At 50.6% G+C, this 14,748-nt stretch carries 13 protein-coding genes; 4 read left to right on the top strand and 9 right to left on the bottom strand.

What is annotated here, in order from left to right; translation table 11 throughout:
* The first annotated feature begins 1 nt into the window (after position 1).
* Together lsrF and lsrG are read left to right on the top strand one after the other, a co-directional pair.
* Positions 2 to 892: a 3-hydroxy-5-phosphonooxypentane-2,4-dione thiolase gene (gene lsrF / locus M979_RS14750; protein ID WP_034459562.1), complete on the top strand. Its 891-nt coding sequence runs from the start codon at positions 2 to 4 to the stop codon at positions 890 to 892.
* Positions 889 to 1,182 (top strand): (4S)-4-hydroxy-5-phosphonooxypentane-2,3-dione isomerase, encoded by a 294-nt coding sequence (gene lsrG, locus M979_RS14745; protein ID WP_034459559.1) that lies wholly within the window; start codon positions 889 to 891, stop codon positions 1,180 to 1,182. Before lsrF ends, lsrG begins: the two co-directional genes overlap by 4 nt.
* Positions 1,183 to 1,235: 53 nt before the next feature.
* Here lsrG and M979_RS14740 read toward each other — a convergent pair whose 3' ends face one another.
* The 8 genes from M979_RS14740 to proP all read right to left on the bottom strand — a co-directional run bounded on the left by M979_RS14740 (position 1,236) and on the right by proP (position 10,616).
* Complete coding sequence (locus M979_RS14740) at positions 1,236 to 2,060, bottom strand: glycosyltransferase family 17 protein (protein ID WP_064555381.1); 825 nt, start codon at positions 2,058 to 2,060, stop codon at positions 1,236 to 1,238.
* A 116-nt stretch (positions 2,061 to 2,176) separates the two neighbouring features.
* Positions 2,177 to 3,568, bottom strand: a complete 1,392-nt coding sequence (gene ygjG, locus M979_RS14735) for a putrescine aminotransferase (protein WP_209439634.1) — start codon at positions 3,566 to 3,568, stop codon at positions 2,177 to 2,179.
* A 279-nt stretch (positions 3,569 to 3,847) separates the two neighbouring features.
* Entirely contained in the window at positions 3,848 to 4,570 is a 723-nt protein-coding gene (locus M979_RS14730; protein ID WP_064555380.1) for an ABC transporter ATP-binding protein, read from the bottom strand.
* The gene (locus M979_RS14725; RefSeq protein WP_034459553.1) at positions 4,557 to 5,393 is read right to left on the bottom strand and encodes an ABC transporter ATP-binding protein; all 837 of its coding nucleotides are present in this window, start codon (positions 5,391 to 5,393) and stop codon (positions 4,557 to 4,559) included. The genes M979_RS14730 and M979_RS14725 overlap by 14 nt, the downstream gene beginning before the upstream one ends.
* Positions 5,386 to 6,219, bottom strand: a complete 834-nt coding sequence (locus tag M979_RS14720; protein WP_064555379.1) for an ABC transporter permease — start codon at positions 6,217 to 6,219, stop codon at positions 5,386 to 5,388. The genes M979_RS14725 and M979_RS14720 overlap by 8 nt, the downstream gene beginning before the upstream one ends.
* On the bottom strand, positions 6,219 to 7,268 hold the full coding sequence (locus M979_RS14715) for an ABC transporter permease (RefSeq protein ID WP_064555378.1): 1,050 nt from the start codon (positions 7,266 to 7,268) through the stop codon (positions 6,219 to 6,221). The genes M979_RS14720 and M979_RS14715 overlap by 1 nt, the downstream gene beginning before the upstream one ends.
* A gap of 67 nt (positions 7,269 to 7,335) precedes the next feature.
* Positions 7,336 to 8,904 (bottom strand): ABC transporter substrate-binding protein, encoded by a 1,569-nt coding sequence (locus M979_RS14710; RefSeq protein ID WP_034459546.1) that lies wholly within the window; start codon positions 8,902 to 8,904, stop codon positions 7,336 to 7,338.
* A gap of 206 nt (positions 8,905 to 9,110) precedes the next feature.
* The gene (gene proP, locus M979_RS14705; RefSeq protein WP_064555377.1) at positions 9,111 to 10,616 is read right to left on the bottom strand and encodes a glycine betaine/L-proline transporter ProP; all 1,506 of its coding nucleotides are present in this window, start codon (positions 10,614 to 10,616) and stop codon (positions 9,111 to 9,113) included.
* 293 nt (positions 10,617 to 10,909) lie between these two features.
* Between proP and M979_RS14700 the strand changes: the two genes are divergently transcribed.
* Positions 10,910 to 12,430 (top strand): methyl-accepting chemotaxis protein, encoded by a 1,521-nt coding sequence (locus M979_RS14700; protein ID WP_064555376.1) that lies wholly within the window; start codon positions 10,910 to 10,912, stop codon positions 12,428 to 12,430.
* A gap of 105 nt (positions 12,431 to 12,535) precedes the next feature.
* Positions 12,536 to 13,567 (top strand): NADP-dependent oxidoreductase, encoded by a 1,032-nt coding sequence (locus M979_RS14695; RefSeq protein ID WP_064555375.1) that lies wholly within the window; start codon positions 12,536 to 12,538, stop codon positions 13,565 to 13,567.
* Between the two features lie 33 nt (positions 13,568 to 13,600).
* Here the strand turns inward: M979_RS14695 and M979_RS14690 are convergent, their stop codons facing one another.
* Positions 13,601 to 14,617 (bottom strand): LacI family DNA-binding transcriptional regulator, encoded by a 1,017-nt coding sequence (locus M979_RS14690; RefSeq protein WP_064555374.1) that lies wholly within the window; start codon positions 14,615 to 14,617, stop codon positions 13,601 to 13,603.
* Positions 14,618 to 14,748 lie beyond the last annotated feature (131 nt).

The following is a 14,748-nucleotide window of genomic DNA, read 5'->3' as shown; positions in this document are numbered from 1 at the left end:
AATGGCAGATCTTGACGATATCAGAGAAGGCAAAGATTACGGTATTGGCCGCCCTCAGGAGAACAAAGCGTTTTACCTGAAGGGCAGTGGAGCACTGGATTGGGGGATGCAGTCGCGGCTGGCCCGTATTTTCAACCCTGACACCGGGCGTACCGTGATGCTGGCATTTGACCACGGTTATTTCCAGGGGCCTACCACCGGTCTTGAACGTATTGATTTATCTATCGCCCCGCTATTTCCGGAAACCGATGTGCTGATGTGTACACGCGGAATACTGCGCAGCGTTGTGCCGCCCGCCACCAACAAACCGGTGGTGTTACGCGCCTCTGGCGGGAATTCCATTCTCAGTGAATTGTCACGTGAAAGTGTGGCGGTGACGATGGAAGATGCGCTGCGCCTCAACGCCTGCGCGGTGGCAGCCCAGATTTATATTGGCAGCGAATACGAACATCAGTCGATCAACAACATCATCAAGCTGGTGGATGAAGGTACACGTTATGGCATTCCAACTCTCGCAGTAACCGGTGTGGGTAAGGAGATGGCGCGCGATGCTCGCTATTTCTCACTCGCCAGCCGAATCGCTGCAGAAATTGGCGCACAGTTTGTGAAAACTTATTTTGTCGAAGAGGGTTTCGAGAAGGTTGCTGCCAGTTGCCCGGTGCCGATTGTTATCGCCGGAGGCAAGAAACTGCCTGAACAAGAGGCACTGGAGATGTGTTTCCGGGCCATCGATCAGGGCGCATCCGGCGTGGATATGGGGCGCAATATTTTCCAGTCAGATGCGCCGCTTGCCATGCTAAAAGCGGTGAAAAAGGTGGTTCATGAGAATGCCACTGCTCGTGAGGCGTATCAGTTCTGGCTCGATGAGAAGCATCAGGGAGATAAGGCATGAACGTGACGCTGGTAGAGATTAATATCAAACCGGAGCGGGTCAACGAATTTATGGACGTGTTCCGCGCCAACCATGAAGGCTCAATCAAAGAGCCGGGTAATCTGCGTTTTGATGTGCTGCAGGACCCGGATGTTGCCACGCGGTTCTATATTTATGAGGCCTACCAGGACGATGAAGCTGTGCTGGCGCATAAGCAAACACCGCATTATCTGACCTGCGTTGAGAGGCTCGATGAGATGATGTCGGAACCGCGTAAGAAGAGGAGTTTTGTGGGGTTGTTGCCGGCGTAGTATTTACACCCTAACCCTATTTCTCAGGGTTAGGGCCAGGATTGTTTCAAACTTTATCGAATAAACTCTGCAAACTTCTGAGCATTTTTTTTCAAATACTCGGGAAAATCCCCACTTTGTAAATCCACCACTTGCAGGTTTCTTTCTCGAGCCCAAATATCCAACCCATTCTCAATTGCATTCTTTATATGTTCTTGATTATTAAGCTCAGGGGTATCGTATTCTGTGTGCGAAATAGTCGACATTTTTTCTGAGATACGTTCAGCCGTCATTATCCAGGAGAAATGCCAGCCGGCGTTATGCACAATATGGTTTCTTAATTTAAACCAACGCCACTTCAACCAGCTTTTGCGAATTTTTGAGCGTTTCACATTACGTAATGTTTCTGGCTCGCCATTAAAGAATGTACGCAGATTTTTATAACTGGTCATTCTCGGCAACGTGCACTGGCGGGGCGTTCCATCGCTATTAAACACCTGCAAATTAAACTGATAGTTATAGAAATTCTGGTAGAGCGTGGAGCAAAGGGAGTTTGGTTTATACTCTGCAAGCGCATCTGGGCGGATAATTTCATCTACATCTGACACGATGATGATGTCTTGATCCTTCGCTGCTGTCAGCCCGTTCATTATGGCATTGCGCGTTCTGGCCTCATTTGTCCAACTATCTGCATCCGGCTTTTCATCAAAGACAACATAGATAATTTTGTCCTTAAATTGAGCGAATTTGTTGATATCAAAATGTAGCTCGACTGGCTGCCCAGTAAAGGAGTGCGTCGATTCAACAATGACAAATTTATCAACGTAGTCATTAAGTACATTGAGTCGAATATCGAGCAACATATCTTCATCGTAATAGAGGAAGCAGTCGTAGATCATGAGGAAGCGACCAGATTTTAAGGATAGAAAAGGGCGGCAAGTATAGAACGTTCAGCGAGGTAAAAACATTAGCGGGCTAAATATCCCCCGGAATTTTTGCTCCGGGGGAGGGGGCATCACAGTACTAACTCGGTTTTTAACGTGCTGACTTGAAGTGATGTAAGAGCCTTCTTCGCACAGCCCAACACATGTTCACACTGCTCAATTGTGATAGTCAGCGGTGGCTCAACACGAATGGTTTTCGAATTGTTGAGCGTCCCGGCGACCAGCACCTGCTGGCGGAACATCTCACTGGCAAAGTTATAGCCAATCTCGTTGTCGCTAAACTCGATGGCAATCAACAAACCTTGCCCGCGGGCATCGACTACCAGTTCCGGGAACTCGCGTTTCAGAGCCTGGAAGCCATCCACTAAAAGCTGTCCTTTTTGCGCGGCCTGAGCGGGAAGATTTTGCTCAAGCAGCACGTGGATTGTGGCGAGCGCTGCCGCACAAGCCAGCGGGTTGCCACCAAAGGTGGTGGTGTGCAGGAAAGGATTATCAAACAGCACAGAAAATACTTCTTCTGTCGCAACGGTGGCACCAATCGGCATTACACCGCCACCGAGTGCTTTGGCGAGGCATAAAATATCAGGCTGCACGTTCTCATGTTCACAGGCGAACATTTTTCCCGTACGCCCCATACCGGTTTGCACTTCATCAAAAATAAGCAGTGCGCCAAACTCATCACAAAGCTTACGAACGGCTGGCAAATACCCTGCTGGTGGAATAATTACGCCGCCTTCACCCTGAATGGGTTCTAGGATTACAGCTGCGACATCATCACCAGTTTTACGGCATTCACTCAGCATTGTGCGTAACGCGTCTATATTGCCGAATGGAACATGCCTGAAGCCTGGAAGTAACGGCATAAACGGCTTACGAAATGCCGATTTTGCTGTTGCTGACAACGCCCCGAGAGATTTGCCATGAAACGCGCCTGAGGCTGCGATAAAGGTAAATTTCCCACGTGGAGATTGGTAGGCTTTGGCGAGTTTAATCGCTGCTTCAACCGATTCTGTACCGCTGTTGCTAAAGAAGCTGTATTTCAGTTTGCCCGGAGTGAGGGTCGCAAGCGTTTTGGCGAGCATCGCCCGTAGAGGGTCGAGCAGCTCCTGACTGTGCAGGGGTTGTTTTTCGAGCTGATGCTGTACGGCGGATACCACTGTTGGATTACGGTGCCCCACGTTAAAAATGCCGAACCCACCCAGACAATCCAAATATTCCTTACCCTGGGTGTCGACAAGCGTATTTAAACTATTCGCTTGCCACTCTACGGCTCCGTAATCCCCGCCGGCGGTCACTGATTTGCGATACTCAAGAAAACCCGGATTCACATGCTGTTGGAAGTTTTCGATAACCTCGCGGTTTAACGCCTTCATCTCTTCATGACTAAGGGACTTCTTTTCGATGATGTTGAGAGCGTGCGCTGTGCAGGCAAGAGCCGAAGCGCTAGTAGGTAACCTGTTCAAAATGTGCTCCTGGGAATGACGTATCACGCGATACACAAAATAAGTATTGCAGGGAATACGCCACTTCGCTTCCCCTAAGCAAAATCAGGATAAACGATCTGGGGGAATGCAAACTGCGTAATAATTAGTCACACAGAGAGACATTTTGCGGCTAAATATGCTGGAGCGAAGCGGATTTTCTGTGAGATGTCTGGTTTTATTGCACCATAACCATGCGTCGTGCTACTTAACGGGGCAAAGCAGCACGATTTGATATGCCATGGTGAAATAATTTATGGCCTATGCCGCGTCCATTCGGTGCTCCCCTCGCACCAGGGCTGCACGGTTGAACTCGCGTTCGATAACACCACCCGCCATATAAGCAGCCCTGTCTGACATATGCGCAATCACATCGGCATCATGGCTAACGAGCAGATAGGTCATGCCAAACTGTTGTTTAAGGCGATTTAACAGATTGAGAATCTCTGCCTGTACCGACATATCGAGTGCTGAAGTCGGTTCATCAAGCAGTAGGATTTTAGGGCGCAGCAACAGCGCGCGAGCAATGGCGACACGCTGACGCTGCCCGCCGGAAAGCTGGTGCGGATAACGCTTCATGGCATCTGTTGGCAACCCTACCTGAAGCAGAGCTTCTTCTACGCGCGCAGCAATTTGCACTTCACCATGAATATTCAACGGCTCGGCCAGAGTGCGGTAAATTGTGTGATTGGGATGCAAAGAGGCATAAGGGTCCTGGAACACCATTTGCACATTACGGCGCAAATCACCCTGAAAACGCACGCCGGGTTTGATTGCCCCATCCAGCAGTTTTACTCCACCTTGCCACTCGCGTTGTAAACCCGCGAGGACGCGCAAAATAGTAGATTTCCCACACCCTGACGCGCCAATTAAACTGAATGTTTCCCCTGGATTGACTGAGAAACTGGCGTCGCGAACGGCGGTTTTGGTCTGGCCTTTCGCGCTAAACTGCACGCACAAGTTACTGACCTCAACGATCGCCATGTGGTTCTCCTTGCAGATTCTGGCTGCGGTCTAAAGTCGGGAGCATCATGCCGTAAGTGGCGGCGTGAGGGCGGCATGTCCAGAGCGTACGGGTGTAAGGATGTGTTGCTGCAGCAAGCTGACTGGCAGCCATCTCATCCACTTTTTGTCCCTGATACATCACCAGTACACGCTGGCAGTGTTGGGCAACAAGCGGCAGATCGTGGCTTATCAGCAACATTGCCATCTGGCGTTGTTCACACTGTTCAACCAGAAGTTCCAGAATCTGGTTGCGCAGACGAGCATCCAGTGCAGAAGTAGGCTCGTCGGCAATCAACACTTTTGGATTGTTGACCAGTGCGATGGCGATCATCACACGTTGACCCATGCCGCCAGAGAGTTCTGCCGGGTAACGCGACAGCACATTTTCTGCTAATCCAACGGCGCCGATCACTTCATGAATCCGCTCACGGCGCTGTGAGCCAGATAAATTTTGATGCAAGCGCAGTGCTTCATCAATTTGCTGTGCAACGCTTTTCACCGGGTTGAGTGCGTAGCGTGGATCTTGTAAAACCATCGCGATTTCATTGCCGCGCAGGCGCTGCCAGTCACGGTTATGCATACTGAGCAGATCGTTATCCAACACGTTGAGCTCAGTTGCGCTTACCTTACCCGGCTTACGCACCAGACCCATTAATGCTCTGGCGGTCATAGATTTACCCGATCCCGATTCGCCTACCAGCGCCAGCCGTTCGTTACCGAGCGTGAATGAGAGATTATTCACGACCCGAGCTCCCGGGTAATCAATGTTTAATCCACTGACTTCAATACGTTTCTCAGTCATGGCCAGGCTCCAGCACGTCGCGTAATCCATCACCCAGTAAGTTAAACGCCAGGCTGCAAATCAAAATGGCGGTCCCGGGAATGGCTGCAATCCACCACTGATCGAAAATAACCTGCATACCGTCAGCGATCATCGCCCCCCATTCTGCCATCGGCGGTCTGGCGCCAAGGCCTAAGAAACCCAATCCGGCTGCGGCTAAAATAATCCCTGCTAAGTCGAGCGCCAGGCGCACAATCGCCGAAGGTAAACACAGGGGTAAAATATGGCCTGCTAAAAGGCGCGTTCCACGAATTCCCATCATTTCTGCGGCGGCGAGATAGTCGCTATGGCGCAGGCGCTGAATTTCGCTACGAGCCTGACGCGCATACGCAGGCCAGGTAGTCAGCGCCAGTGCTAGTGCGCCGTTGACAAGCCCTGGGCCAAGCATTGCGACAAAAGCAAAGGCGAGAATCAGGCGTGGCATCGACATAACTACGTCGGTAAAACGCATTAATACCCGTTCTAACCAACCCCCGTAATAGCCTGAAAGAATGCCGATCAGCAGTCCGGTGGGGAGGGTTATCACTGTGACCAGTAACACCAGACCAAGCGCCGGGCGCGAGCCATAAATCAGACGTGAGAGTAAATCGCGACCATAGCTGTCCGTTCCCAACCAGTGTTGAGCATTGGGTGCTTGCAGACGTGCTGCGGCATCTTGCCAGTTGGGATCGAACGGGGCGATGAGTGGGGCAAAAACGGCCACCAGCACCAGAAACGTAATAATCACCAGGCCACAAAGTGCCGCGGGCGAACGTAATGTGCGGCGTAAAAAGAGATAAGACGGCATTAGCGCACCCTCGGATCGGTGACACGCACCAGCACGTCAGTCAGATTGTTGATAATGACAAACGACACGCCAATCAACAGCGTGCCGCCCATAATCGCTGTGGTGTCGCCAGCAAATAGAGCGGTGGTGAGATAGCGCCCAATACCGGGCCAGGAGAAGACTGTTTCAGTCAGCACCGCACCTTCCAGCATGCCGGTATAGGCCAGCGCGATTACGGTGAACAGCGTTCCGCGAATATTGGGCAGCACGTGGCGCACCAGAATCGCCATCTCCCCGGCGCCTTTGGCGCGCGCAAGCGTGATGTACTCTTTGTTCATTTCACTCAGACAAGCGGTACGTGTAAGGCGGGTAATACTTGCCAGCGAATAATAGGCCAGCAGCAACACGGGTAATGTGAGGTGATTGATAGCATTCATGAAGGCATCACGATCGCCGGATAGCCAGGTATCAACCAACACAAAGCCTGTTTTGGCTTCCACGCTGTACTGATAAATATCGTCCAGACGCCCCGGCCCGGCGCTCCATTGAAGCCGCGCATAGAAAAACGCCAGCATCAGTAGACCCAACCAGAAGATAGGGACTGAATTGCCGAGCAGTGTGAATGTGCGCACCGCTAAATCCCAAGGTGAGCCGGCAAATCGAGCACAAAGCACACCAAAAATAACGCCCATAACGCTGCCAATAACCAGTGCGAGGGTCGCAAGTTCAAGCGTTGCCGGGAAAGCGGAAAGTAAATCCTGTAAAACGGGTTGCCCAGTGGCACTTGCAGTACCCAGATCCCCATGAGCAAGGCTTGTCAGGTAATGCCAGAACTGAACGGGAAGGGGCTGGTCCAGACCAAGCTGGTGGCGCACCTGATCGTAGGTAGCCTGGCTTGCATGATCGCCAACGATTTGTAGTACGCGATCCACTGGGGAAAGTGCCGACAGGGCAAAAGTGATAAGCAGTAAGCCGATAATCGTGAGTGCCAGGGTAAACAGCCCCTGAAGCAGCGTCAACAATGAGCGACTTAAGCGGCTCGATGCAGAATGGGTGGAGATGTCTGACATGTGGAACTCTTCTTAAACATATTTCGCGGATTGTCTCCTTCCCCCTCAGAGGAAGGAGACAAAGCAGTTATTTGCTCACTCGATCGTAATACACCATATCCGCATTCAAACCTTGCTGATAGCCCTTCACATTCTCACGTACCACGATCTGGGTTTTGCCCTGATCAACAAATACGTACGGCGAATTGTGCTGAACTTCTTCCTGTATTTTTTTATACAGTTCAAGACGTTTAGCCGGGTCAGCTTCCGCAACTGCGGCCAAAGTTTGCTTGCTCAACTCCGGGATTTGCCAGCCGTTTAAACCTGCAACGGTACTTGCTTTGCCATCGTTATACGCAAAGGCGCTGGCGTTAGAGTGGGCGTCAAAATAATCCGGGATCCACAGGCGGATCGCGGCCTGATGCTGTTTGGCACGAACGCGAGCGTAAACCTGGCTGCCCGCTGCGGGCAGAAGATCGATCTTCACGCCACCCTGCGCGAAGCTCGCCTGCATAGACTGAGCAATGGTGATAAACGGTGGTTTGTTTTCCACATCCAGCGTGAAATGCGCATCTTTGATACCTGCTTTCGCGAGGATTTCTTTAGCTTTAGCCGGGTCAAATTTGAATGGGTTGTTATCCAACGCCCCTGCAAAACCAACCGGCAGGAAGCTCTGGTGGATAAAATATTGGCCTTTCAACAGGTCTTTGGTGATGCCTTGATAATCCACCAGATAACGAGACGCTTCCCACAGGGCAGGGTTTTTCAACAGTGGATTTGCATCATTACCCGCGTTGAACACCATATAGTTCTGCTCAGCAGAAGGGATGCTCAGCACCTTCACGCCAGGTTTGCCTTCCAGCGCGCTGGTTTGATCTGCACCTAAATCACGGGCGATATCTGCATCGCCTTGCTGAATCAGCAAGCGGCGAGCAGCCGGATCGGGCACGTTCTTAATAATAATGTTTTTAACTTTAGGCGCATCGCCCGGTGATGTTGGGTTGGCGTCTAACACAATCGCCTGATGTGGCTGGTAAACGCGCATCTTGAACGGGCCGCTGCCAGCAGAGTGCATTTTCAGCCATTCATTACCGAAATCACCAGCTTTGGCGTTCGGAGAAACGGCTTTTTCATCGACGATAGAAGCAATCGGCGTGGAGAGAATGTTCAGTGCTACCGCTGGGCTAACATCCGCCGTCCAGTGTAATTCCAGCGTGTGATCGTCGATTTTCTTCAACTGGCTGGCGATGTTGTCTGGCTGCCAGCCAAGCACGTTAAGAATAAACGCCGGGGATTTATTGAGCGTAACTGCACGGGTATAAGAGAAGATAACGTCTTCCGGGCGCAGCGGGTTACCTGATGAGAATTTGGCATCCGGGCGCAGCTTAATGGTCAGTTTTTTATTCGCTGCATCGCCCTGCCAGCTTTCAGCCAGCACCGCGACCACTTTCGCTGGGTCTTCACGGTCGGCCTGCACCAGGCGCTGATAAAGACTTGGCACTGTTTGAATGCTCGACAGCTCATTAGCTTCCGCAGGATCAAGACTGACGATATCGTCCAGGCCCTGGGCAACAATTAAAGTGTTTGGCGGTGTAGCGGCAAAGCTGCTTGCGGAGATCGCAGCTAATAGCAATAACGGCAGTGCTTTTCTTTGCATATGGCACCCTGCTTAAAAAGAGAAGAATTCTTTATGAGTTGTTATTCGCGGACTGGATTACGTTAGGTGAGTTATGAGTATTCGCAAAGTCCAAAAAATACTTTGCTTATAAATTTTAGACATAACCAATTCCTTCCTGGAATGAGGATTAAAGCCCGAAATAAAAACGCCGGGCATTGGCCCGGCGTTTTTGATGCTGCTAAAAATTACTCGTTAATACGCGGGTGCTGATCCACCAGGTTGGTACGTTTCGCCTGTAATTCTTCAATCTCACGGTCGATATCTTCGATTTTTTGCTCGATGTTATCGTGGTGCTCCTGAACAATTTCGCGCGCTTCGGCAATATCAGAAGCCGCAGGTGTGGCCCCCTTCAACGGCTTATTCGCTGTCTCTTTCATCGTCAGACCCGTCACCAGGCCGATAACCGCAACCACCATCAGATAATAGGCGGGCATCATCAGGTTTTCGGTCGTCTCGACTAGCCACGCAGCAAGCGTTGGCGTAAGACCCGCGACCAATACCGAGATATTAAAGGCACTTGCCAGCGCACTGTAACGAATATGCGTTGGGAACATGGCTGGAAGAGTGGAGGCCATAACGCCGGTGAAGGAGTTAAGAACCACCGCCAGAATCAGCAGCCCGGCGAATATCAGCCCCAGCACATTACTGTTAATTAAAATAAAGGCCGGAATTGCCAGCAACAGCAATGCGATGCTGCCGCCTACAATAAACGGGCGACGGCCAAAGCGGTCACTCAACAGACCAATTACCGGTTGCACAAACAGCATCCCGATCATAATGGCGATAATGATCAGTACGCCATGTTCTTCGGAATAATGCAGGTTGTGTGAGAGATAACTTGGCATATACGTGAGCAACATGTAGTAGGTCACGTTGGTAGAAATAACGATCCCGATACAGGTCAACAGGCTGCGCCAGTGTTTAGTCGCAATCTCTTTAAAGGAGACTTTCGGCCCGTCGGTCAGGCCTTCTTTATCGCCTTGTTCCAGTTTTTCAATATGCTGCTGGAACGCCGGTGTCTCTTCAAGCGCATGACGCAGATACAGGCCGATAATCCCCAGTGGCAATGCCAGGAAGAACGGCAAACGCCAGCCCCATTCAAGGAAGTTATCTTCACCGACAATCGCGGTAATCAGCACCACGACACCCGCGCCACAGACAAAACCGGCGATGGAACCGAAGTCCAGCCAACTCCCCATAAAGCCGCGTTTACGGTCTGGCGAGTATTCGGCGACAAATATCGAAGCACCGGTGTATTCACCACCCACTGAGAACCCTTGCGCCATTTTCGCAAGTAACAACAGGATTGGCGCCCAGATACCAATAGTCGCGTACGACGGGATCAGGCCAATACAGAAGGTACTCAATGACATAATGATAATAGTGATGGACAGGATCTTCTGGCGTCCGTACTTATCGCCCAGCATGCCGAAGAACAGGCCACCCAACGGGCGAATCAGGAAGGGAACAGAGAAGGTACCCAGTGCGGCAATCATCTGCACACTAGGGCTGGCATCCGGGAAGAAAACCTTACCGAGGGCGTAAGCAACAAAGCCGTATACGCCGAAATCAAACCATTCCATCGCATTGCCAAGCGATGCGGCAGTAATTGCCTTTTTAAGACGACTATCGTCGATGATGGTGACGTCACTGACCTTGATAGGTCTGACTTTCTTTTTCCTTTTTAACATTATTATCCTCTTTTTCCTTGCGGGGGCGAAACGGCCCCGAACTAAGTGTAGTGTGCCGATTGCAAATTGAAGGTCAAAACTCCAGCACTTAGCGTCACTATGACATTTTCATTAATAACTTTATGAAATTAATGGGGAATGCGCCCTCCATCCAAAATCATTATAAAAAATATGGCTTAGTTAAAAAAGTGTGATCGCCGTCAAGTTTAACCGCTAAAGTAAAATTTTGCAGCGCCGAAATAACAATACAACTAAAAATATTAACAATCGGATAACCTGCCAAGGGAGTTGCTATGACTGCGCGCACGGCTGCTACACAGCATGAATACCTGCTTGATGACGACACGACATTGATGTCTACGACCGATCTAAAAAGCACAATCACCCATGCGAACGATGCATTTGTGAAGGTGAGTGGTTACCAGCTTCATGACCTCACAGGACAACCCCACAACCTGGTGCGCCATCCCGATATGCCAAAAGCCGCCTTTGCTGATATGTGGTTCACCCTGCAACAGGGAGAGCCGTGGACGGGGATCGTCAAAAATCAGCGTAAAAATGGTGACCACTACTGGGTGCGGGCTAACGTCGTGCCGGTGGTGCGTAACGGCAAAACTACCGGCTATATGTCGATTCGTACCAAAGCGATGCCGGAGGAAATCGCAGCCGCTGAACCGCTGTATAAAGCACTCAAAGAAGGGCGCTGCAAACGTCGCCTGTTTAAAGGTCTGGTTTTGCGTAAAGGCTGGCTGGGGAAATTACCCGCGTTACGGCTGAGGGGCCGTATTCGTATGATCATGAGCTGCGTGTTTGTGTTGATGATGGCTGCTTCAGTAACGCTTGGGCAAGGTGTGCCGTATCTTGTAATCAGTGCGTTAGCGAGCCTGCTAGCCTGTGCGTTGCTGGAGTGGCAAATTGCACGTCCGCTGGAAAATGTCGCCCGTCAGGCGCTCGAAGTGGCGACTGGAAACCAGCAGCGAGTGCAGCATCTTGCACGAACGGATGAAATAGGTATGACGCTGCGTGCCATTGGCCAACTAGGTTTGATGTGCCGCTGGCTAATTCATGATGTCAGCCATCAGGTTGAGAACGTGCGCAGCGGCAGCGAAACGCTGGCTCAGGGCAACGTGGAGCTTAATGAGCGCACGCGCCAGTCGGTGGTCAACGTGCAGCAAACCGTCACCACAATGGGCCAGATGGCGGTATCGGTGCAGAACAATTCAGAAACCGCCGCAGCTGCCGATAAGCTTTCAAGTTCTGCGAGCGAGGCCGCAGCCCACGGTGGCAAGGCGATGGAGACCGTTGTGACTACCATGGATGATATTGCCGACAGTACGCAGCGTATCGGTTCAATTACCAGCCTTATCAACGATATTGCCTTCCAGACAAACATTCTGGCGCTTAACGCCGCCGTTGAAGCCGCCCGTGCCGGAGAGCAGGGGAAAGGGTTCGCGGTGGTTGCCGGTGAAGTGCGAAACTTGGCACAACGCAGTGCAACGGCGGCGAATGATATTCGCAAGCTGATTGATGCCAGCGCCAGCAAAGTGCAGTCCGGCACGATTCAGGTTTACGAAGCGGGGCGCACAATGAATGACATTGTTGAGCAAGTACGCAACGTCACTCAACTACTTGGGCAAATCAGCCACGCCACCTCGGAACAGGCAGAAGGCTTATCTGATTTAACGCGTGCTGTGGCTGAACTTGACGCTATCACGCAAAAAAATGCGGCGTTAGTTGAGGAAAGCGCGGAAGTGTCGGCGATGGTGAAACACCGGGCAACGCGTCTGGAAGATGCCGTGACGGTGTTGCATTAACAATAAAATCCCAGAACCGCACGTTTTAACCCCTGCAACGGTTTTTTTTAGCTAGGCTGGGACAGATTGACCGTTTATTCACGACCCAAATCTATGGAGAGAATTATGACTCAGTCGTCTCAAACTAACCGCCGCTTTGTACTGGCGAAGCGCCCGCAGGGCATGCCGACCGATCAAGACATCATTCTTGAAGAAGCGCCTGTTCCACAGCCTGCCGCAGGCCAGCTACTGCTGCGAACCCTCTATTTATCTCTCGACCCGTATATGCGTGGGCGCATGGATGATGCCCAATCCTATACGCCTGGGCTTGCGATTGGTGAAGTGATTGGTGCGGGCACCGTTTGTCGCGTTGAGAAATCCGAACATGCGGATTACAAAGCCGGTGACCTTGTTCTGGCCTATACCGGCTGGCAGGATTACGCGCTGTCCAACGGCGAAGATTTGCAGAAACTCGATTCCAATATGGATCATCCATCATATGCGCTCGGTTTGCTTGGTATGCCTGGTTTCACCGGATATATGGGATTGACCGATATTGGTAATCCGCAAGTTGGAGAAACTGTGGTTGTCGCGGCGGCCAGCGGTGCCGTGGGTTCAGTTGTTGGGCAAGTGGCAAAACTGCTGGGTGCGAAAGTCGTAGGTATCGCGGGCGGTCCTGATAAATGCCGCTACGTGACAGAAACGTTGAAATTTGATGCCTGTATTGACCACAAAGCGCCAGATTTTGCCGAACAGCTGAAAAAGGCCTGTAACAGTGGCATTGATGTCTATTTTGAAAACGTTGGCGGGGCGGTATTTGACGCGGTATTGCCGCTACTTAATACCAAAGCGCGAATTCCTGTGTGCGGCGTAATCAGCCAGTACAACGGCATGAACAGCGCATTTGAACAGGACCGGTTGCCGCTGCTGATGGGCACCATCCTCAAAAAACGCCTGCGCGTGCAAGGCTTTATTATTTCACAGGATTACAGCGACAGTTACCCGGAATTCTTTAAGCAGATGAGCCAGTGGCTGGCGGAAGGGAAAATCCAGTTCCGTGAAGATATTGTTGATGGGCTGGAAAACAGCGTTGAAGCATTCCGTGGTTTGCTGGTCGGCAAGAACTTCGGCAAATTAATAGTGAAAGTCGCGAGTTGATTTTTGTTGAAACGGCGCGAATGCGCCGTTTCATTAACCTTTATATGGCCCGTCAATCACTGAATTTCTCGCTAACAAATCTGACGTGAACACATTCTCTTTCGACAAATACCCACCATCCAGCATCGATATTAAGCGGTTGATCACCTCGCTTATCATATCGCTGACCGGATCTTTAATACTGGTTAAAGCGGGTGAGAGATAAGGTGCAGTAGGTATATTATCGAAACCGATAATGGATATTTCACCGGGAACAGAAATACCCATATCGTTTAATTTTTTCATTGCGCCAACCGCCATTTCATCATTACTGGCGAGGATTGCGCTGATCTTGTTTTTGCGCGAAAGCAACGTTTCAACCGCCGCAACACCGCTGGCTGGCGTCCATTTCCCTTGGGCGATAAGTGCCTCGTTTACGCCAATATCATATTGATTTAAAGCTTCTTTATAGCCTGATAAACGCTCGATGGCGGTAGGGGAGTCCATTGAGCCGGTAATAAAGGCAATATCGCGATGCCCGCGTTCAATCAGATATTTTGTTGCCTGGAAACTGGAGCCTTTATGGTCACAAAAAACGCAGTGGCTTTGGTGTTTTCTTAATTTTCGGTTCACCACCATAATCGGTTTTTTATGCTGCTCAATAATCAAATCCATTTCATCAATGGTTAAAAAACGTGGGTAAATAATTACCGCATCGCAGCGTAAATCGAGTAGAAACTGAATAGCTTCTCTTTCTTCCTGTGCGCTGTGTTTACCATCGACCAGAATAAGCTGGCGACCATTGTCTTCTAATTTCTTGGCTGCCTGAGACAGTATTTCGCTGAAATAACTGCCGTGATAAAGGGTATTGGTTACCACTAAACCAATGCATTCTGATTTATTCGTCGCCAGATTACGCGCCAGTAAATTGGGTCGATACCCCGCCTCCTCAATGGCTTTATAGACCTGCTCTTTCGTGGCTTCGCTGACGTATCCCTTTCCGGAAAGAACACGTGAAACAGTGGCTTTTGAGACACCGGCTTTTTTTGCCACTTCTAGCATTGTCGACATTAGAGCTTCCTGGCTTTTTTGAATGCGCCCATTTTACACATTCCCGCCCGACAAAATACTGTGCGTGAAGGGTTTCAGATTGATCGAGTACCGGCTTTATGTCGATCATGATCACAAAATTAACAATATGT

Origin of the sequence: Buttiauxella noackiae ATCC 51607 (genome assembly GCF_001654865.1) — a bacterium.
Classification (GTDB): domain Bacteria; phylum Pseudomonadota; class Gammaproteobacteria; order Enterobacterales; family Enterobacteriaceae; genus Buttiauxella; species Buttiauxella noackiae.
This window is presented reverse-complemented; position numbering and strand designations above follow the sequence as displayed.

Coding starts and splice junctions, on each gene's coding strand:
- lsrF (WP_034459562.1), top strand. CDS start 2: ATGGCAGATCTTGACGATATCAGAGAAGGCAAAGATTACGGTATTGGC.
- lsrG (WP_034459559.1), top strand. CDS start 889: ATGAACGTGACGCTGGTAGAGATTAATATCAAACCGGAGCGGGTCAAC.
- M979_RS14740 (WP_064555381.1), bottom strand. CDS start 2,060: ATGATCTACGACTGCTTCCTCTATTACGATGAAGATATGTTGCTCGAT.
- M979_RS14730 (WP_064555380.1), bottom strand. CDS start 4,570: ATGGCGATCGTTGAGGTCAGTAACTTGTGCGTGCAGTTTAGCGCGAAA.
- M979_RS14725 (WP_034459553.1), bottom strand. CDS start 5,393: ATGACTGAGAAACGTATTGAAGTCAGTGGATTAAACATTGATTACCCG.
- M979_RS14720 (WP_064555379.1), bottom strand. CDS start 6,219: ATGCCGTCTTATCTCTTTTTACGCCGCACATTACGTTCGCCCGCGGCA.
- M979_RS14715 (WP_064555378.1), bottom strand. CDS start 7,268: ATGTCAGACATCTCCACCCATTCTGCATCGAGCCGCTTAAGTCGCTCA.
- M979_RS14710 (WP_034459546.1), bottom strand. CDS start 8,904: ATGCAAAGAAAAGCACTGCCGTTATTGCTATTAGCTGCGATCTCCGCA.
- proP (WP_064555377.1), bottom strand. CDS start 10,616: ATGTTAAAAAGGAAAAAGAAAGTCAGACCTATCAAGGTCAGTGACGTC.
- M979_RS14700 (WP_064555376.1), top strand. CDS start 10,910: ATGACTGCGCGCACGGCTGCTACACAGCATGAATACCTGCTTGATGAC.
- M979_RS14695 (WP_064555375.1), top strand. CDS start 12,536: ATGACTCAGTCGTCTCAAACTAACCGCCGCTTTGTACTGGCGAAGCGC.
- M979_RS14690 (WP_064555374.1), bottom strand. CDS start 14,617: ATGTCGACAATGCTAGAAGTGGCAAAAAAAGCCGGTGTCTCAAAAGCC.